Source organism: Flavobacterium sp., from assembly GCF_044341265.1.
Lineage (GTDB): Bacteria > Bacteroidota > Bacteroidia > Flavobacteriales > Flavobacteriaceae > Flavobacterium.
This window is the reverse complement of sequence record NZ_JBIISA010000003.1, coordinates 73,538-93,682: the sequence shown is the minus strand read 5'-3', so window position 1 is coordinate 93,682 and position 20,145 is coordinate 73,538. Positions and strand designations below refer to the sequence as shown.

At 31.9% G+C, this 20,145-nt stretch carries 20 protein-coding genes; 15 read left to right on the top strand and 5 right to left on the bottom strand.

The window, feature by feature from the left end; all coding sequences use genetic code 11:
- Positions 1–55: 55 nt before the first annotated feature.
- The 11 genes from serS to ACIQ06_RS02175 all read left to right on the top strand — a co-directional run bounded on the left by serS (position 56) and on the right by ACIQ06_RS02175 (position 9,687).
- Positions 56–1,327, top strand: a complete 1,272-nt coding sequence (serS, locus tag ACIQ06_RS02225; RefSeq protein ID WP_396143626.1) for a serine--tRNA ligase — start codon at positions 56–58, stop codon at positions 1,325–1,327.
- 78 nt (positions 1,328–1,405) lie between these two features.
- Positions 1,406–2,110 carry a hypothetical protein gene (locus ACIQ06_RS02220; RefSeq protein ID WP_396143623.1) on the top strand — a complete coding sequence of 235 codons (705 nt, stop codon included), beginning with the start codon at positions 1,406–1,408 and terminating at the stop codon, positions 2,108–2,110.
- The gene (locus ACIQ06_RS02215; RefSeq protein ID WP_396143621.1) at positions 2,111–3,883 is read left to right on the top strand and encodes a tetratricopeptide repeat protein; all 1,773 of its coding nucleotides are present in this window, start codon (positions 2,111–2,113) and stop codon (positions 3,881–3,883) included.
- A gap of 41 nt (positions 3,884–3,924) precedes the next feature.
- Entirely contained in the window at positions 3,925–4,248 is a 324-nt protein-coding gene (locus ACIQ06_RS02210) for a DUF4286 family protein (protein ID WP_298309305.1), read from the top strand.
- Positions 4,249–4,326: 78 nt separating this feature from the next.
- The gene (gene rsmA / locus ACIQ06_RS02205; protein ID WP_396143619.1) at positions 4,327–5,106 is read left to right on the top strand and encodes a 16S rRNA (adenine(1518)-N(6)/adenine(1519)-N(6))-dimethyltransferase RsmA; all 780 of its coding nucleotides are present in this window, start codon (positions 4,327–4,329) and stop codon (positions 5,104–5,106) included.
- Positions 5,096–6,448, top strand: coding sequence for a magnesium transporter (gene mgtE, locus ACIQ06_RS02200; RefSeq protein WP_396143617.1), 1,353 nt, complete (start codon positions 5,096–5,098; stop codon positions 6,446–6,448). The genes rsmA and mgtE overlap by 11 nt, the downstream gene beginning before the upstream one ends.
- A 161-nt stretch (positions 6,449–6,609) precedes the next feature.
- A complete protein-coding gene (locus ACIQ06_RS02195) occupies positions 6,610–7,614 on the top strand; it encodes a 2-hydroxyacid dehydrogenase (RefSeq protein WP_396143615.1) in 1,005 nt (334 codons plus the stop codon).
- Positions 7,615–7,707: 93 nt separating this feature from the next.
- The gene (locus tag ACIQ06_RS02190) at positions 7,708–8,046 is read left to right on the top strand and encodes a TM2 domain-containing protein (RefSeq protein WP_298395397.1); all 339 of its coding nucleotides are present in this window, start codon (positions 7,708–7,710) and stop codon (positions 8,044–8,046) included.
- A gap of 3 nt (positions 8,047–8,049) precedes the next feature.
- The gene (locus tag ACIQ06_RS02185) at positions 8,050–8,454 is read left to right on the top strand and encodes a DUF2752 domain-containing protein (RefSeq protein ID WP_396143612.1); all 405 of its coding nucleotides are present in this window, start codon (positions 8,050–8,052) and stop codon (positions 8,452–8,454) included.
- The gene (locus ACIQ06_RS02180; RefSeq protein WP_396143610.1) at positions 8,451–8,891 is read left to right on the top strand and encodes a hypothetical protein; all 441 of its coding nucleotides are present in this window, start codon (positions 8,451–8,453) and stop codon (positions 8,889–8,891) included. Before ACIQ06_RS02185 ends, ACIQ06_RS02180 begins: the two co-directional genes overlap by 4 nt.
- On the top strand, positions 8,881–9,687 hold the full coding sequence (locus ACIQ06_RS02175; protein WP_396143608.1) for a M48 family metallopeptidase: 807 nt from the start codon (positions 8,881–8,883) through the stop codon (positions 9,685–9,687). Before ACIQ06_RS02180 ends, ACIQ06_RS02175 begins: the two co-directional genes overlap by 11 nt.
- Positions 9,688–9,756: 69 nt before the next feature.
- Here ACIQ06_RS02175 and ACIQ06_RS02170 read toward each other — a convergent pair whose 3' ends face one another.
- On the bottom strand, positions 9,757–11,559 hold the full coding sequence (locus ACIQ06_RS02170) for a GNAT family N-acyltransferase (protein WP_396143606.1): 1,803 nt from the start codon (positions 11,557–11,559) through the stop codon (positions 9,757–9,759).
- Positions 11,560–11,726: 167 nt separating this feature from the next.
- Between ACIQ06_RS02170 and ACIQ06_RS02165 the strand changes: the two genes are divergently transcribed.
- From ACIQ06_RS02165 to ACIQ06_RS02150, 4 genes are all read left to right on the top strand, one after another.
- The gene (locus tag ACIQ06_RS02165) at positions 11,727–12,488 is read left to right on the top strand and encodes an exodeoxyribonuclease III (RefSeq protein WP_396143604.1); all 762 of its coding nucleotides are present in this window, start codon (positions 11,727–11,729) and stop codon (positions 12,486–12,488) included.
- 65 nt (positions 12,489–12,553) lie between these two features.
- A complete protein-coding gene (locus ACIQ06_RS02160) occupies positions 12,554–13,276 on the top strand; it encodes a hypothetical protein (RefSeq protein ID WP_396143602.1) in 723 nt (240 codons plus the stop codon).
- A gap of 143 nt (positions 13,277–13,419) precedes the next feature.
- On the top strand, positions 13,420–14,385 hold the full coding sequence (locus ACIQ06_RS02155; RefSeq protein WP_396143599.1) for an OmpA family protein: 966 nt from the start codon (positions 13,420–13,422) through the stop codon (positions 14,383–14,385).
- Positions 14,386–14,505: 120 nt separating this feature from the next.
- The gene (locus tag ACIQ06_RS02150) at positions 14,506–15,546 is read left to right on the top strand and encodes an aldo/keto reductase (protein ID WP_396143597.1); all 1,041 of its coding nucleotides are present in this window, start codon (positions 14,506–14,508) and stop codon (positions 15,544–15,546) included.
- Between the two features lie 66 nt (positions 15,547–15,612).
- Here ACIQ06_RS02150 and ACIQ06_RS02145 read toward each other — a convergent pair whose 3' ends face one another.
- From ACIQ06_RS02145 to ACIQ06_RS02130, 4 genes are all read right to left on the bottom strand, one after another.
- Positions 15,613–15,996, bottom strand: a complete 384-nt coding sequence (locus ACIQ06_RS02145; RefSeq protein WP_396143595.1) for a hypothetical protein — start codon at positions 15,994–15,996, stop codon at positions 15,613–15,615.
- A gap of 1 nt (position 15,997) precedes the next feature.
- On the bottom strand, positions 15,998–17,416 hold the full coding sequence (locus ACIQ06_RS02140; protein ID WP_396143593.1) for a PQQ-dependent sugar dehydrogenase: 1,419 nt from the start codon (positions 17,414–17,416) through the stop codon (positions 15,998–16,000).
- 131 nt (positions 17,417–17,547) lie between these two features.
- A complete protein-coding gene (locus ACIQ06_RS02135) occupies positions 17,548–19,380 on the bottom strand; it encodes a mucoidy inhibitor MuiA family protein (protein ID WP_396143591.1) in 1,833 nt (610 codons plus the stop codon).
- Position 19,381: 1 nt separating this feature from the next.
- On the bottom strand, positions 19,382–20,137 hold the full coding sequence (locus tag ACIQ06_RS02130; protein ID WP_396143589.1) for a hypothetical protein: 756 nt from the start codon (positions 20,135–20,137) through the stop codon (positions 19,382–19,384).
- Positions 20,138–20,145 lie beyond the last annotated feature (8 nt).

The following is a 20,145-nucleotide window of genomic DNA, read 5'->3' as shown; positions in this document are numbered from 1 at the left end:
TATTCTATTAATAGAAATCAATTCCTTAAATTTGCAATCTTATAAAATTTTAGTCATGTTACAGTTAGCATTTATTAGAGAAAATCAAGAGAAAGTTGTAAAAGCTTTAGCCAAAAAACACATGGATGCCAAAGCCATAGTGGAAGAAATCGTTCAAACTGATGATTTGAGAAGAAGTTCTCAAGCTGAATTAGAAAATACTCTTGCCGAATCCAATAAATTGTCGAAAGATATTGGCGAAATGATGAAGAATGGTGAGAAATCTAAAGCTGAAATTTTAAAGCAAAAGACGGTTCAATTGAGAGAACTTGGAAAAGAGTTGTCTGAAAAAGTGGATGCTTTAGCTAATGAAATCACACAGAAACTATATTTATTACCTAATCTTCCAGCAGCTATTGTTCCTGAAGGAAAAACTCAAGAAGAAAACTTAAATGTTTATGAAGAAGGCGATGTTCCTAAATTGCATGAAGGTGCTTTACCACATTGGGAATTGGTAAAAAAATATGACATCATCGATTTTGAATTAGGAAATAAAATTACAGGTGCAGGATTTCCTGTTTATAAAGGAAAAGGAGCAAAATTACAACGTGCTTTAATCACCTATTTCTTAGATAAAAATACTGATGCAGGTTATCTTGAATATCAAGTGCCTCATTTAGTAAACGAAGCGTCTGCTTATGGAACGGGACAATTACCTGATAAAGATGGTCAGATGTATCATGATGCAACTGATGATTTGTATTTAATTCCTACAGCAGAAGTTCCAGTAACTAATATTTTTAGAGATGTAATTTTGTCTGAAAACGAATTGCCAGTAAAATGTACAGGTTACACACCATGTTTCCGTAGAGAAGCAGGTTCGTATGGTGCGCACGTTCGTGGCTTGAATCGTTTGCATCAATTTGATAAAGTCGAAATAGTACGTGTGGAACATCCAGAAAAATCGTATGAAGCATTAGATGAAATGGTAGAGCACGTAAAAAGTATTATGCGTGAATTGAAATTGCCTTACAGAATTTTACGTCTTTGTGGAGGTGATATGAGTTTTGCTTCAGCATTAACTTACGATTTTGAAGTTTTTTCAACGGCTCAAGACAGATGGTTAGAAATTTCATCAGTTTCTAATTTTGAAACTTTTCAAGCGAATCGTTTGAAATTAAGATTTAAAGATAAAGACGGAAAAAACCAATTGGCACATACGTTGAACGGAAGTTCGTTAGCTTTACCAAGAGTTTTAGCTGGAATTTTAGAAAATTACCAAACACCAGAAGGAATTGTAGTTCCAGAAGTGTTGCGTAAATACACAGGATTTGACATTATTAACTAAAAGTTAATCTTATATAAATAATGTACTAAATTGGCACAAAATGTGTTACTTTAGTACATTGTTTTTTAAAGGTATTTGATGAAACAATTATTATTTTTATTCTTTTTGGCTTCAGTTACCCTTGTGAATTCACAAAATAACCAGCCAATTATTCATAAAGAAGGAAAGTTAATTACTGACTTTGTTCCTAGAAAATGGAAGATTATTGCAAAGTCAGAAGGTGATTTGAATAAAGATAAAATGATTGATATTGCATTTGTAATTGAAAACACCGCAATTGAAAACATTATTTTAAACGAAGGTTTAGGAAAAGACACATTGAATGTTAATCCAAGGTTTTTGTTGGTTTTATTTAAAACAGATTCTAAATATGTTTTGAAAAGTATCAATAAAAAATTTATTCCTTCGCAAGATGATGCAGAAAGTCCTTGTTTAGAAGATCCATTTATGGAAAATGGAGGAATTGAAATAAAAAATGGCGTTCTATATATAGATTTACATTATTGGTTAAGCTGCGGTAGTTGGTATGTAACAGATAGAAAATACAAGTTTAGATTTCAAGACAATAGTTTTGTTTTAATAGGTTATGATTCGACTAGTTTTCATAGATCATCGGGTGAAAGTGAATCGGAGAGCATTAATTTTCTATCTAAAAAGAAAGAACTAATTACAGGAATGAACGAATTTGAAGAAAGTAATCCAAAAACAACTTGGAAAAGCATTAAAATTGAAAAACTAATAAAATTAGAAGATTTAACTACCGATTCAGAAATAGATTATTAAATGAAAAAAATCATTGCTTTATTATTTATATTCTTATCACTATTTGTTCATGGTCAAAACGAACAATTGGCGCTAAACTACTTTGATAGAGGTGAGTTTGAAAAGGCTTTGGTAAGTTATGAAGAACTGCTAAAAGCACAGCCTAATAATTTCAATTATTTTCAGAAAGCAGTAGAATGTTATCAGCAGTTACAGCAATTTGATAAGGCAGAAAAAGCTATTCAAGAACGATTAGACAAATACAAACAAGGCAATTTCTTAGTTGAATTAGGGTATAATTATCAGCTCCAAAAAAATCAAGAAAAGGCCAACAAGTATTATGATCAAGCTATTGATAAAATTAAGAGGAATCCAAGTGAGGTGTATCAAATAGCCTATGTTTTTGATAGAAAGGCTTTGGTGGATTATGCTTTATTGGCTTATCAAACTGCAGTTTCGTTGGAACCTAAGTTCAATTTTAATTTCCAAATGGCTTTGCTTTATGGTCAGAAAGGCGAAACAGACAAGATGATTGACATGTTTTTGACAGAATCGTATGCCAATCCTCAAAACTTGATTATGATTCAAAATCAGTTATCCCGATTTACAACAGAAGAAACAGATATAACTTTTAACGATGCTTTAAAGAAAGCCCTACTAGTTAGAATTCAAAAAAATCAAGATATATTTTGGAATGAATTTTTGAGTTGGTTTTATGTTCAACAAAAGGAGTATGGAAAAGCTTTTATTCAAGAAAAAGCCATTTACAAAAGAAATCCGGAATCCTTTTCAAACATTGTAAATTTAGGTCAATTAGCTATTGAAGAAAATGATCAAGAAGCGGCAAAAGAAATATTAGGATTTGTATTAGAAAACACTAAAGATTTGGATTTACAAATTCAATCACATTCCTATTTAATGGAAATGAAAATTGACAAAGCGCTTCCTAAAGATTATACAGCAATTAATTTTGAATTGGATAATTTGATAAAGGAGTTTGGTGTTAGTCCTTTTTCATTATCTCTTTTGAAAATTAAAGCACATTTTGTGACATTTAATTTGAAAGATGCAGAAACCGGGAAAGTCATTTTGAAGAACGTTTTAGAAATGCCATTGAATAGAGATCAAGTAGCAGAAGTTAAAATGGAGCTGGCAGATATTTTATTATTTGAAGAAAAATTCAATCAAGCCTTAATTTATTATTCGCAAATTGAGAATGATGCTAATAATAGTCCTATTGGTCAAGAAGCAAGCCTAAAAACAGCCAAAACTAGTTATTTTAAAGCTGACTTTAAATGGGCAGAACACCAATTGAAAGTTTTAAAATCGGCTTCAACCCAGTTGATTGCTAATGACGCTTTAGATTTATTTCTTTTAATTTCGGATAACACTGTAGAAGATTCGACACAAGTTGCTTTAAAGAAATTTGCTCGCGCCGATTTTTTATTATATCAAGAGAAAAAGCAAGATGCACTAACTGCTTTCCAAGCTATATTAAAAGAAAATAAAGGAGATGCTATTGAACCAGTTACCTTATTAAGAATTGGAAAAATCTATGAGGAATTAGGTGATACAAATGCTGCTTTGGCAAATTATAAGTTGATTTTAGATAATTTTAAAGAATGTATCTACATTGATGAAGCCTTATTTTATTCTGCCGAAATTTACAATCAGTTGAATGATGTTGAAAAAGCAAAACCACTTTATGAAGAAGTTATCACTAAACATGAAGACAGTATTCACTATGTAACTTCGCAGAAAAAATACAGGAAACTTCGAGGCGATTCAATTTAGTATTTAGATAGCAGTAATTAAAAATAGCAATTTATTATCATATGATATTATACAACGTAACAGTAAACATCCATGAAAGCGTCCACAATCAATGGATGAATTGGATGCAAACCAAACACATAAATGACGTTCTTGCCACTGGAAAATTCTCTTCGGCTAGAATGGTAAAAGTTTTAGTTGAAGAAGAAATGGGCGGAACAACCTACGCCATTCAATACACTACTGATAGCAAGGAAACTTTGCAACGCTATTACGATGAAGATGCGCCAAGATTAAGAGAAGAAGGAGCAAGACTTTTTGGAGACAAAATGTTAGCTTTCAGAACGGAGTTGGAAATGATTTCGGAGTTTTTTCAGACGAATTAAAACAAACAATTTGCTTTGCGCCTTTGTGCCTTTGCGAGAAAAAAACCTTAGCGACTTAGCGCCTTCGTGGCAAACAACATGGAAAAAGTAAAAGCAAAAAAACACCTCGGACAACATTTCTTAAAAGACGAATCTATCGCTAAAGCCATTGCCGATACTTTAAATCTTGAAGGTTATGATGACGTATTAGAAATTGGTCCAGGAATGGGTGTTTTGACCAAATATTTATTGGAAAAACCAATTACGACTTATGTTATTGAAATCGATACAGAATCGGTAGCGTATCTTGATGCCAATTATCCAAAACTTAAAGATAAAATCATTTCTAAAGATTTCTTGAAATACAATATCAACGAGGTTTTTGACGGAAAGCAATTCGCAATCATTGGTAACTTTCCGTACAATATTTCTACTCAAATAGTTTTTAGAACTTTAGAATATCGCAATCAAATTCCAGAGTTCTCAGGCATGTTTCAAAAAGAAGTTGCTGAGCGAATTTGCTCCAAAAAAGGAAGTAAAGTCTATGGAATTCTATCGGTTTTAGCTCAAGCATTTTATGATGTTGAATATCTTTTTACTGTTGATGAAACCGTTTTTGATCCACCACCAAAAGTAAAATCGGGCGTGATGCGTATGCGTAGAAAAGAAAATTATTCCCTGCCTTGTAGCGAAAAATTACTGTTTACAGTAGTTAAAACTGCTTTTCAACAGCGAAGAAAAACTATGCGAAACAGTTTAAAATCACTAAATTTGTCCGATAATTTAAGAGAAGATACTATTTTTGATCTTCGACCAGAGCAATTATCGGTAGAACAATTTATTGAACTTACCCAAAAAATAGAGGCCAATGCAGTTTAAAATCAGCAAAGAACTTTTAGTTCAAATAGAGCAATTAATTCATCAAAAGAACGACCAAGAGTTGGAAATTTTGTTGAACGACTTGCACCATGCTGATATTGCCGAAATTTTTGATGAGTTAGAAACCAATGAAGCCATCTATATTTTCAAAATTTTAGATAGTGAAATTACTGCCGAAATTCTAACTGAACTTGAAGACGACGTTCGTGAAAAAATACTTCGTGGACTTTCTGCCAAAGAAATTGCCGAAGAGCTTGATGAACTTGACACCGATGACGCTGCCGATATTATCGCCGAACTATCGCAAAGTAAAAAAGAAGAAGTAATTTCTGAGCTTGAAGACGTTGAGCATGCTAAAGATATTGTTGATTTATTACGCTACGACGAAGATACAGCCGGAGGTTTGATGGGAAAAGAGTTAGTAAAAGTCAATGAAAATTGGAACGTACTAACTTGCGTAAAAGAAATGCGAATTCAAGCCGAAAACGTTACAAGAGTTCATTCTATTTATGTTGTTGATGATGAAAATCGTTTGAAAGGAAGATTGTCTTTAAAAGATTTATTGACTACTTCCACTAAAACACCAATTAGCGAAGTTTATATCAAAAAAGTTGATTCGGTTCGTGTTAACGCATCTAATGTTGAGGTAGCGCGAATCATGCAAAAATATGATTTGGAAGCCATTCCAGTTGTTGACGAAATGGGACGATTGGTTGGTCGAATTACCATCGATGACATCGTTGACGTAATTAAGGAAGAAGCCGACAAAGATTACCAACTTGCTGCCGGTATCTCGCAAGACGTTGAAGCCGATGATAGCATTCTTGAACTTACAAAAGCGCGTTTACCTTGGTTGGTTTTAGCACTTCTTGGCGGATTTGTAAGTGTAAAAATGTTAGGATTGTTTGAACCAGCAATGAAAGAACACGGTTCACTCTTTTTCTTCACACCACTTATTGCCGCAATGGCAGGAAACGTTGGCGTTCAATCATCAGCAATTATTGTTCAAGGTTTAGCAAATCACTCCATTAGTGGTTCTATTTTTAATAGATTATTAAAAGAAATTTCATTAAGTCTTTTAAACGGAACAATTCTAGCCATAATCCTATTCTTAGGAAGCCATTATTTACTCGATGCCGATATTAAAATTGGTATAACAGTAACTATTGCGTTAATTTCTGTAATTATAATTGCTTCATTAATCGGAACATCTATTCCACTTATTTTAGATAAATTCGGTATTGATCCAGCACTTGCAACTGGTCCGTTTATCACTACAAGCAACGACATTTGTGGAATCCTAATTTACTTTTCAATCGCTAAGTTAATTTTAGGGTTTTAAAGCGAATGGCATGGGATTTATTTGGTTTCCATTTTCCTGCTTTCCATTGCAATCTTTTATTTTGTTGCCTGAGGTTCTCGAAGGCAACAAAATAAAAGGATTTCCATTGCAATCAGGGCTAGATTGTATTTGTCTTTTCCTTTTGTTTCGGTTTTCAAAAAATGTTTATCTTTAACCAACAAATTTGCATTAACCCGAAACCCGAAACCTTGAAACCCGAAACTGTAAAAATCCTCCACATCGACAGCAATCATCCGTTATTATGGAATCAACTTGAACAAGCAGGTTTCACTAACGAAGAAGATTTCACTTCCACCAAAGAAGAAGTCGAAGCAAAAATCCAAAACTATAACGGAATTGTAATTCGTTCACGTTTTAAAATCGATAAAACGTTTCTCGATAAAGCAACCAATTTGCAATTTATTGCACGAGTTGGCGCAGGTTTAGAAAGCATCGATTGTGATTATGCTATCGAAAAAGGCGTTCACTTAATTGCAGCTCCAGAAGGAAATAGCAATGCCGTTGGCGAACACGCACTCGGAATGTTATTGTCTTTAATGAATAAATTAAATCGTGCCGACAAGTTAGTTCGCGAAGGAAAATGGATTCGCGAAGGCAATCGCGGTTATGAACTAGAAGGTAAAATGGTTGGAATAATTGGTTATGGAAATATGGGAAAATCATTTGCCAAAAAACTTCGTGGATTTGATGTAAAAGTACTTTGTCACGATATTTTAGAACATGTTTCCGATGAAAACGCTACCCAAGTTTCATTGCAAGAACTTCAAAAACAAGCTGATGTTTTGAGTTTGCACCTTCCATGGACACCAGAAACCGATAAAATGGTAAATACTGAATTTATAAATTCATTTGCAAAACCTTTTTGGTTCATCAATACATCAAGAGGGAAAAATGTTGTAACAGCCGATTTAGTAGAAGCTTTAGCATCAGAAAAAATTCTTGGCGCAGGTTTAGATGTTTTAGAATATGAAAAACTTTCGTTTGAAAACTTATTCATCGACACTGAAAAACCAGCAGCTTTTCAGTATTTATTAGATTCAGATAAAGTTCTTCTTACGCCACATATTGCTGGTTGGACCTTTGAAAGTCATCAAAAATTAGCACAAGTTATTGTCGATAAAATCATCAATTATTATAAAGGATAACTTTTTTAGTAACTTTTGTAGTAATTGTTCGTCTTATTATTAAAATTTTATATTTTAGTAAAATTAAAAATCACTAACCAACAAAACAAAATTATGGAATCAAGTAAAGTAGATATGTTCATGATGACCAATTCAAAATTTTTTGAAGCACATCATTTAATGGCAGTAAGAGAAAAATTATTAACTCTTGATGATTCAAAATGGGGAATGGTTCAAACTATGCAATTTAAAGATCCAACAACAAGTATCATTGTTTCATTACTTGGAGGTCAATTAGGAATTGACAGATTCATGATTGGTGATACAGGAATGGGAATTGGAAAATTATTAACTTGTGGTGGATTAGGAATTTGGGCAATTATCGATTGGTTTTTAATCATGGGTGCAACTCGTGAAAAAAATATGGAAACTTTCCAAAATTCGCTATACTAAACCATGACCAAAAACAAGTTATATGCTATTGTTTTTATAGCTTGTTTTTTTGGCTTAGCCTATCTTTTTTATAAAATAAATTATTCCGAAAGTTCTCATTTAACTGTTTGTATTATCAAAAATGTGACAGGTTATGCTTGTCCTTCTTGTGGTACAACACGTGCGGTTCAGCTTTTTCTTCAAGGAAATTTTGCTGCTTCACTTAAAATGAATCCTTTCGGAATAATTGTTGCTATACTCATGGTGATTTCACCAATTTGGATTTTATTTGATATAATTGCAAAAAAGGACACCTTCTATTTTTGGTATAAAAAAACAGAAGAAATCATTCGAACAAAATGGATAGCGATTACTTTAATTATTTTAGTACTACTCAATTGGATTTGGAATATATATAAAGGATTATGATATACGATACTACTTTTCCCTACAAACCATCAGAGCACGAATCTGAAAAAGCATCTAATAGTTATTTGATGTCTTTGGTAGCTTTAGTTGCTGGTTTGCCGTTGCCAATAATCAATTTGTTTGCAACTTTTTTCTTCTATTTAGCTAACAGAAAAGGCACTTACTTTGTACGTTGGCATTGTCTTCAAGCTTTGTTTTCACAAATGGCATTGCTTTGCATGAATAGTTTTGGTTTTTGGTGGACAGTTTCAATTATTTTTAGAGGAGAAAAACCTACCAATTATTATTTTGCATATTTGTTTACGGTAATTTTTTTCAATTTATTAGAGTTTGTTTCTACTATTTATAGTGCAGTTCAAACACGAAAAGGAATTCATGTGCAACAATGGTTTTTTGGAAGTTTAACTAATTTAATTTGTAAGCCAAATGATAAATAAAACTTTAGTTCAAGGAATAGTTATTCTAGTTTTATTCTTCGGAATGTTCTTCGGATTATCAAGAATTGACTTTGTTTCTTTATTCGAAATTGAAAAAAGAACGGCTTCTGCTGAAAATAATATTGGCGATTTAATTTGGGATCAAATTCAAGATACGGAAGATGTAATTCTGAATGATTCTATAATAAAAACATTAGATAAATTGATTTTGCCAATTTGTAAAGCCAACGATATTGAACGCGATTCATTGAAAGTTCACATTATTGATAAAGACGAAGTAAACGCATTTGCTTTACCTAATAATCACTTAGTAGTTTATACTGGATTGATTGAAGATTGCAAAAAACAAGAAGCATTGCAAGGTGTTTTAGGTCACGAAATTGCGCATATTCAAAACAATCATGTGATGAAAAAACTTTCTAAAGAAATTGGATTATCAGTTATTCTTTCTGCTGCAACAGGTGGAAAAGGAGGAGCAATTTTAAAAGAGATTTTGAATACTTTGTCTTCTACAGCATACGACAGAACGTTAGAAAAAGAAGCCGATATGGAAAGTGTAAAATATCTATTGGAAGCTGACATCAATCCAGAGCCAATGGCCGATTTTATGTATGAATTAGCCCAAGCTCAAGATATGCCAAATGCACTAGAATGGATTTCAACACATCCCGATTCTGAAGCAAGAGCAAAATATATTTTAGATTATCTAAAAGGAAAGAAATACAAAAAGACACAAACCTTGACTCAAAAAGAGTGGGAAGATTACATGGTTTTGATTAAGAATAATGTGGAATAAACAAAAAAGCTAAACTGAAAAGTTTAGCTTTTTTTATAATTTTGAACACTGAACACTGAACACTGAACACTACTCGTGTTTTTCACTCAATTTTCTCTCCAATTCTGCTTGAAATTCTTCCATTACAGGTTTCATGGTACTTTCAGGAATATCGGCAATTCGAATATACATTAAACCATCGATGGCGTTATTGAATAAAGGATCAACATTGAAGGCAACTAAACGTGCATTTTGCTTGATGTATTTTTTGATTAAAACAGGTAATCTTAAATTTCCAGGTTCTAATTCGTCAATGATTTTATCAAATTTATTCAAATCGGCTTCTGCTTCATCGAAAATGAAATCCTTATCGGCATCTTTTAATTTTACTTTAAATTCCTTTTTAGGATGCACATATTGCGCAATGTAAGGATCGTAGTAATTGGATTTCATGAACTCAATCATCAACGACTTTGAGAAATCGGTAAATTGATTACTGATACTCACGCCACCAAGTAAAAATTTATGTTCAGGATAACGCAAAGTGGTATGGATAATTCCGCGCCAAAGTAAGAACAAAGGCATCGGTTTTTGTTGGTATTCTTTTACGATAAAAGCACGTCCCATTTCGATAGAACTTCTCATCATATCATGCAGTTCAGTTTCAAATCTGAACAAATCATTCAAATAAAAACCATCCATTCCATATTTAGGAAAAATTTCTGAACCCAATCCCATTCTATAAGCACCAGCAACTTTTTTTGCCTCTTCATCCCACAAAAACATGTGATGATAGTATTTGTCGTACTTATCTAAATCGATAGATTCGTTTGTTCCTTCACCAACTTCACGGAAGGTAATTTCTCTCAAACGTCCAATTTCATGAAGAATATTTGGAATTTTATTGGCTTCTGTAAAAAACACTTCATAGTTCTTGCTTTGAAAAAATCTTGAATCGGTTTTACGCAATTCTTCCACTTCAGCAATCATTTTTTCCTGACTTGCAGGCGTAACGATTTTCTTTGGACTTTTTGGTGTTTTTAAATTTGGAACCGTCAACAATTTACTTTCTTCATTAAAAGAATTTGCTAACATATAGGTCTTCTTTCTCAAGAATTCAGAATATTCATCAATTGATTGGTATTCGTTTTGTTCGGCAACAGAAATTGGTTTCCCAATTCGAACTTTAATAATTCTATCTTTTTGAGAAAATAATTCTGAAGGTAATTTTGCAGTTCTAAGTGTGCCGCCAATTTTGGAAAGAAAATAAAATAATCTACTATTCTTCGCATGAAAATATATTGGAACAACAGGAACTTGCGCTTTTCTAATTACTTTGATAGCACCTTCTTCCCAAGCTTTGTCAACTACTAATTTGCCATCTTTGTATGTAGAAACTTCACCAGCAGGAAACATTCCTAAAGGTTTTCCATCACTCAAATGACGTAACGTTTCTTTAATTCCGATAACGCTAGATTTAGCATCTTTATGATTTTCAAAAGGATTTACCGGCATTATGTATTGCTTCATTGGCTCAATTCTGTGCAATAAAAAATTGGCAATAATTTTGAAATTGGGTTCTTTTTCCAACATCAATTTCAATAATAAAATACCATCGATTCCGCCAAGTGGATGATTGGAAATAGTAATGTAGGCACCATCTTTTGGAAGACGTTTAAAATCTTCTTCAGGGATTTCAAATTTAATCTCTAAATCGTTTAGAATTGCATTCAAAAACTCAACGTCTTTTATGTGCTTATTTCTATCATAAATTTTATTTAAGGTAGAAATTTTTAAAATTTTCATCAGCAACCAACCCGAAAAAGTACCGAAAACTCCGTACTTATCAGCGTTTATTGCTTTTGCAACTTCTTTAGCAGTGACTAAACCCATTCAGTTATTTGTTTATTGAGCAAGAAACAAAGATAGTAATTCTATTTGAATGGATTTTTGAAAAAATGCAGAAATCAAAAAAAGGTTAAACAAAACTTATAATTTAGATTTATCTATAGATAGATTTCAGGTTTTTGGTTATTTTTGAAAAACTATAAAATTCAATTATGAGAATCATATCCTATAATGTAAATGGCATTCGAGCCGCAATAACAAAAGGTTTTTTAGATTGGTTGCAACAAGCAAATCCCGATGTAATTTGTTTACAAGAAATTAAAGCTCAAGAAGATCAAATTCCTGTTCTTGAAATTGCAGAAGCAGGTTATCCTTTTCAATATTATTTTCCAGCTGAGAAAAAAGGATATTCTGGCGTTGCTATTTTGTGTAAAACAGAACCTAAAAATATAGTTTACGGAACCGGAATTCAACACATGGATTTTGAAGGAAGAAACCTTAGAGTAGATTTTGATGATGTTTCCATTATGAGTTTATACTTGCCTTCAGGAACCAATATTGATAGATTGGATTTCAAATTTCAATATATGGATGAGTTTCAAAATTACATCAATCATTTGAAAAAAGAAGTTCCAAATTTGATTATTTGTGGTGATTACAATATTTGTCACGAAGCCATTGATATTCATGATCCGATAAGAAATGCAACGGTTTCAGGATTTTTGCCATCAGAAAGAAAATGGTTGGATGGTTTTATGAAATCAGGATTTGTGGATAGTTTTCGTCATTTCAATAAAGAACCACATAATTATTCGTGGTGGAGTTATCGTGCAGGAGCAAGAGGAAATAATAAAGGATGGAGAATCGATTATAATTTAGTTTCTGAAACTTTAAAAGAAAGAATGACAAGAGCAGTAATTTTACCTGAAGCCAAACATTCTGATCATTGCCCAATTGTGGTGGAGATTGATTAAGGGTTTGATAGCAATTTCAAAAATCAATAATATCATATAGTTTTAATTATCAGAAAATAACACAAATGAAACACATTATTTTAAAGTTTTTTACTTTGTCTTTTATTTGTATTCTTATTTTGTCTTGTTATAAAAAAAGTGACAAGGTTGAAAAACAAACATATACGAAAAAATTAAAAGACACTTCTCAATTAAAAGTGAAAAATGTTGTTCGAGAAGAAGATACAATATCAATAGAATATTTGAATAAATCTAATTCCTACGACTATGAAACTAAATTGAGTAATGGTTACAACTTAGAATTTAAATATTTTAAAAAGAATAGTAATAGTTATATTGAAATGTGTTTAAATTTGAGAAAAGATGATGTAATTATTGATACTTTAAACATTATGGGATATGGAGCACCACATAAAAATTTAGGTTATATTGGTGCGGATTTCAATGAGTATTTTGCTTTTGTAAACTCATTTGGTAGTGGAAATCCGCATGAGTTTAAATTAATCAGAAAATCAAATGGAGAAGTTATCAAATCAGGTTTTATTGTAGATAATTTTAAAAATCCTGAACTTCTTTTATACTCAAAAGGATATGATTCTTTAATGCTTTATGATATTGAAAAAGATAGAGACCATTATATTGAAAAAATAAGTAAATCAAAAGAAATTGATTGTATGGTTAGTGAACTGAATCAATTTTTAAAAATAAAAAAGGCTACTAAAGATTATGTCATAGTGGAAATTGAAAATAGAGAAAATAAAAAAATAACAAAAAAATATTCTCGCTAAAATTTATTTTCTTTAATTAAAAAAGCATAGTTCGAAAACCTATAATAAATTGTCAATAACAATGTCAATAACAAATAAAATCAATAGACCAAAAACCAATTTGATGCTTTAATTTTGATTCGATTCAAAAAAATAAATTTAAAATGATTAAAAGAATTTCCTTAGGATTATTGATTGTGGCACTTTCAACATCGTGTGTTTCTAAAAAAATATACAACGATTTGGAAAACAAGTTTGCCGAATTAAAAAAAGAAAACAGAACTTTAGCTGATAGTAACGAAGATTTAACTAAATCCAAAAACCAGTTGGAAGCCGATAAATCTAAATTACAATCGGAATATGATAAGTTGAAAGCAGAACGTGATAAACTTCTTGCTGATTTTACAGCATCAGATAAAAACTTGAAAACACTTCAAGCTTCTTACAATGCTTTAGAAAAAGATAGTAACGAAGCGTTAACGGCTAACATCAATAAAAACAGAGAGTTACTTGCAAAATTGGAAGCTAAAGAAAAATCGATGGCTGCTGAACAAGAACGTTTGAATAAATTGAAAGCTGAATTAGACGCAAGTTCAAAACGCTTGAGCGAATTAGAAGCCTACATTGCGGCTAAAGATGCAAGCATGAAAAAATTGAAAGAAACACTTTCTAAATCGTTGAAAGCATTCGAAGGAAAAGGATTAACTGTAGAACAACGCAACGGAAAAGTATATGTTTCAATGGAAAATAAATTACTTTTTGGAACAGGAAGTTGGGCAGTTGGAGCAGAAGGGAAAACTGCAGTTGTAGCTGTTGGGAAAGTACTTGCTGATAATCCTGATATTTCTGTATTGATTGAAGGTCATACAGACGACGACAAAATTCTTGGAAATATTGGTGGCGGAATTGAAAACAATTGGGATTTATCTACCAAAAGAGCTACAGCAATTGTAAATATTCTTTCAGAAAATAAAGGTGTTAAAAAAGATAATTTAACTGCTGCCGGAAGAGGTGAATTTGCACCATTAATGAGCAACGACACACCAGAAGGAAAAGCAAAAAACAGAAGAATCGAAATTATTTTGACTCCAAAATTAGACGAAATTTCTAAAATGTTGAATGAACTTTAAAATGATTTAAAAGTTTATTAATGTTTAAAAGTTAAAAGTAAAAGTTCAGAGATTTCTTTGAACTTTTTTCTTTTTATATCGCTTTTTGTCTTTGTATCTTTGGACTTTCAAAATATAAAAATGAACTATACTACACTTCCAAATTCCGATATAAAAATCAGCAAGATCTGTTTAGGTACAATGACTTTTGGCAATCAAAATTCTGAAGCCGAAGCTCATTCACAATTGGATTATGCCGTTGAAAGAGGAATAAATTTTCTTGATACTGCCGAGATGTATCCTATTGGTGGCAATGCCGAAATCTTTGGAAGTACGGAACGACATATTGGAAGTTGGTTGCACAAAATTGGCGCTTCTGAAAGAGAAAAATTGGTTGTAGCAACTAAAATTGCAGGACCAAATCGTGGCATGGAATACATTCGTCAACCGTTAGATTTTTCCAAAAAAAGCATTCACGAAGCGGTAGAGTTGAGTTTGAAAAATCTTCAAACTGATTACATCGATTTGTATCAAATGCATTGGCCAGAACGTGTAATGAATATGTTTGGAAAACGTGGCGTTACCGAATTGGATACCAAATGGCAAGACAATTTCTTCGAAGTTTTATCGGTTTATGATGGATTGATTAAAGAAGGAAAGATAAAACATATTGGAGTTTCTAACGAAAACCCATATGGTGTGATGAAGTTTTTAAACGAAAGCGAAAAGCATAATTTACCAAGAATTGCAACCATTCAAAATCCATATTCATTGTTGAATCGTCTTTTTGAAGTTGGACTTTCTGAAATTTGTATGCGAGAAAATGTTGGATTATTAGCGTATTCTCCTCTTGCTTTCGGATTTTTATCAGGCAAATATTTGAATGGATATCCTGAAAATTCACGTTTGAAATTGTTTCCAAATTTCACTAGATACAATAACGAAAATTGCTTTAAAGCAACAAAATTATACAAAGACTTAGCCGAAGCTAATGGATTAACAATTACTCAAATGGCATTGTCTTTTGTAAACCAACAGCGTTTAGTGATGTCAACGATTATCGGAGCAACCTCATTGGAACAATTAAAGGAAAATATTGATGCGTTCGAAGTAGTTTTATCTAAAGAAATTTTATCTGAAATTGAAAGAGTTCAAGAGATTCATCCTAATCCAGCACCTTGATTCAGTATTCAGTGATCAGTGATCAGTGTTCAGTGTTCAGTGTTCAGTGTTCAGTGTTCAGTTTGATTACAACTTAACATGAATTGCTTCTAGCGTTTCATTACCAATTACACTTGCTTTGTGTCCGTGAATTTTGTTGTCGAAAAGTACATCTTCAGGTAAATTGTCTTTTGCAATGAATGAATTTCCTGCAGAAAATGTTTTGAATTCACCATTTTGCAATTCAATCTTCAAAGTTCCTTTTAAGATAATTATTAAAGTTGGGTCACCACTTAAATGAAAATCGGTTTCGTAACCCACATCACTTTTCCGAATTCTCAAATTCTTGGAGGCAATTTGTTCCGTTAAAAACATTCCGCCTCGTTGATTCACCTCAAAATCAGTTTCAGTAAAAACAGAAATTCCGGTTTCGTTTGTTGTAATTGTTGTTACGATAAATGGTTCGAGCATATTATTCGATAATCAATTTTGTGGTATAACTCGTTCCATTTTTAGTTTCCAAAGTAACCAAATACATTCCTTTAGAAAGTGAAGTTGTGGCAATAGTATTTTCAGGATTATTTTCTAATTTTTTTGTCAAAAGTAATTTCCCAGTAAGGTCGAATAAATCGACTTTTGTTGCTAAATTTTCATCAGAACTTTTAATTGTAAACAATCCTTTTGCCGGATTTGGATACAAAGAAAATCCCATTTTATAAAATTCAGAAGTACTTAACGATGTATCGATTATTTTAAAAATTGTTCCAGACGAAATTCCAGCGATGTATAATTCGCCTAAATAATCTTCACCAAAAGTTGCAAAATCATTATCTGGAAAAACAACAGAAGTTGATACTACACCATTATTATCAATTATTCTAATTCTATTATCACAATAATCACTAAAAACATATTTGTTTTGTAAATTTGGATAAGTAGATCCTGTGTATGCATATCCTCCAGTTATAGAACAAGTACCATTACTATATAAAGGATATTGATAAAATGGAAAAGTCATAGTGCTTGCTGCTGCACAGCCTGTAGTATTGTAGGTTGCATTTCCTTCATAACATTTCCAACCAAAATTAATTCCGGTATTAGGTAACGGACTCTGTATTCTATTAAGTTCTTCAAAAGCATTTTGTCCTACATCGGCAATCCATAAATCGCCGTTTAATCTGTTGAATGAAAATTTCCATGGATTTCTTAAACCTATTGCCCAAATTTCTTGTTTTCCAGCTTCGTTAACATACGGATTGGTAGAAGGAAATCCATAATTTAATCCAGGAGCTGTTGTATTAACATCAATGCGAAGCATTTTTCCTAAATAAATTCTAGACGGATTTGACACAACATTTGAATTCGTTAAACTTAAATTTTGAGAATAACCTTGAGGATCGCCACCACTTCCACCATCTCCCATACCGATATATAGAAATCCATCAGAACCAAATTTTATACTTCCACCATTGTGATTTGTATAAGGTTGATTTATGGTCATTAAAATAGTTCCAGTTGTGTTGGCAATATTTGGATTACCAGAATTTACAGAATATCTTGCAATTACAGTATTTCCAGCCGTATTTGTGTAGTTAACAAAGAAAAATCCATTTGTAGCATAGTTTGGATGAAAGGCTAGACCAAGTAATCCACGTTCGCCTCCAGAACTAATTAAGGAAGATAAATTTAAAAATGGGGTTGCATTTATAGTTCCATTTGAATTCAAAATGCGAATCAATCCATCTTTTTGTACTACAAATAATCTTGAATCTCCTGCGTGTGCAATTTCTACAGGACTACTGAAACCGGTTGCGAATGACTGTAAGCCAATTGTTTGTGCGTATCCTAAAAAGGATAATAATGTTATACCTAAAAGTAAAATCTTTTTCATATCAGTGAGTTTAGCAATCGTAAATTTAATAAAATTTTTCTAAAGTATTTCATTCATAGTGATTTACAAAAACAAAAAAGCGCAAAGAGTTTTAAATTCTTTACGCTTTTCCTCTGCTTGAGTTAGTTATGCTATAAATTGTCGATTACTTTATCCTTTGGATATTTCACTTTATAACTGATTCTGATTTTCTTGGTTTCGTTTGGAGCGAGTTTCAGTTCCCATGTTAGAATTCCGGTTTCGGTGTTTACTTTTGCTTTTCCGTCTTCCAATAATTCTATTGTAACTTCTTTATCTGTACTCAACGGATATTGGTCTTTCAACAACATGAAAATCTCTTCTTTTTTGTTGTTTCTCACAGTTAAATCATAGGTAAACGTTTGTTCTTTGTAAGAAGATAAAAATTTAGTACCGCTTTTATCAACTACTTTTTCGCGTTTGATGTTGATTTTTTTATCTCTTCCCATACTTAAATTTAAAGTATCGGCCGTTTGATTAGGATTGATAGTTGTTTTTCCAACATACAAACCTTCAAATATGATATTGGCTTCGCCAGGCAACAAATTATATTTAGAATAATCATTGATTTCTGCCAATAAAAACGCTTCTTTATCTACTCTTGGCGCAGCATAATATTTATAAGTTGCGGGTAATTTAATTTCTTTCAACGCTACAGAATGTGCTTTTCCGTTTGATAAAATATCATAAGGAATATCAATATCGAAAGAAACGTTGAGTTGGTTTTCGTTGATGGAAGTGTAATCATCCATTTGTTTTGTAGTAATGACGATGACTCCATTTGAACCACGTGAACCATATATAGAAGTAGCTGCTGCATCTTTCAAAACAGTAGTACTCTTAATACTTTGAGGATTTATAGAGCTTATATCGCCTTCATATGGAACACCATTAACAATATATAAAGGATTTTTATCTCCTGACATAGTACTGTACCCTCTAATACGAATTTTATCATCACTTCCTGGAGCTCCATCTGCATCTCTAATATTTACACCTGCAAGTTGTCCTTGTAATGAATTAAAAACATTTGATTGTGAATCACCATCTCGATAAGAATAACCAACTTTTTTATAAGGATTTCCATACCTCAAAAACCAAGCTTGTAATAATGGAGCTTGATTATTTTGATTAGGATTTCCGCTTGATAAAGTTAGTTTCACTTTTTTCCAATCGATTCCAGAATTTTGGGTTACTTGTGCTTTATACATTATGTTTATTGGATCTTTTACGTTGTCCACACGTAAATCATAAAACGGATTCCATGTTGCGGAATTGGTGATGTAGTTGATGTCAAGATTTACGTTTCCTGCAATTTCGTTCATTACTTGAAGCACCAATTTTCCTTTAGAAGTTTTGTCTTCTTTTTGGGTATTGATGACTAATTTATCGTTTAAAGCTTTAAGTTTTTTGTTCCAATTGGATTCTTTTTCTTGTAATGAAACTATAGCGTTGTCCAATTCTGTTCTTTTGGCTTTATAATAGTCAACCAATTTTATTAATTCGGTTACACTTAATCCCGAATTTGCTCCTGCTACCGTTTGATTATTGTCTAATAAACCAATAGTTTGTTGATGCGAATAGGTTTCAATTTGAATTTTCTTAATCTCTTTTTGAACCAAAGTAATACTATCACGCACTTTTTTTATCGCAGGATTGCTTTCGTCAATTTCATATTCTGAAATATAATTTTGAGTGAATTGCACCGACAAAACCGTCACTGAACTTGGTGCTCCAATTTGAATCGTATTTTCATTCAAGTAATCAGCAACATTTTTAATTACGATTTCGCTTGTTCCCACAGGAAGATTTACTGTTGTGGTTTGTTGCAATTCGGCAGCGTTAAAATATACGGTTGCTGATTTTACTTTTGCCGAAGTAAAAATAGGTTTCTGAGCAAAAGAAATTGTTGAAATTAGTAAGGTTAGTAAGAGTATTTTTTTCATTTTATGAGTTTTTCATTTTTTTACTGTCAATATAATTCACACCCAAACCACCCATAATTTGGTGATTTTGCATTTCGCTTTCTGAATCAATTGATAGGTTTAAAGTTAGGCTATTATTTCTGATTTTTGATAAATCAATTTTCATACTTTTAGAATAACTTGAATCACTTGAGTTTATTGTAATAAATAGTTCTGTAGTTTTCTTGTCTAGTAAAACAGGAATTGAATAGGCTCCAGTTTTTGGATCTACTTTTACAGAAACATTCGAACCCGAAACAAAAATGGTTAGCTCACGATATTTTTTATTTGACAAAGGTTTTTTAGTTGATTTTTCTAAAATTTTCCCACTCAAAACAAAGGATACCATTTTTCCTTCTTGATAAGCAATTTTTCCATGTTTAAAACCCGTAGGTTCGGAACAACCAAGTTCTGTTTTTACAGATTGTTTTTCTTGACCAACAACAGTAGAAGTTAATAAAACTGAAGCGGCAACTGCAACAGCATATTTAAAATTATTGCTTTTAGAAATTTCGTTTATTTCAAATTCTTCTTCAAGTTGCGAAGTTTTCAATCGGGCACAAATGCTTTTGTTTTTATTTTCAGCTATAAATCTTGCTACTTCCGAATTGGTTTTTGTGCTCAAATCAATTACGTTTTTAGCACAAGAACTACAAAATGAACCATTCGAATTTGGAATCATTTTATCGAAGTTTTCGCTGCAAGGTGTTTTTATTTCTAATGAAAATTTCTTTTTCATAACATTTA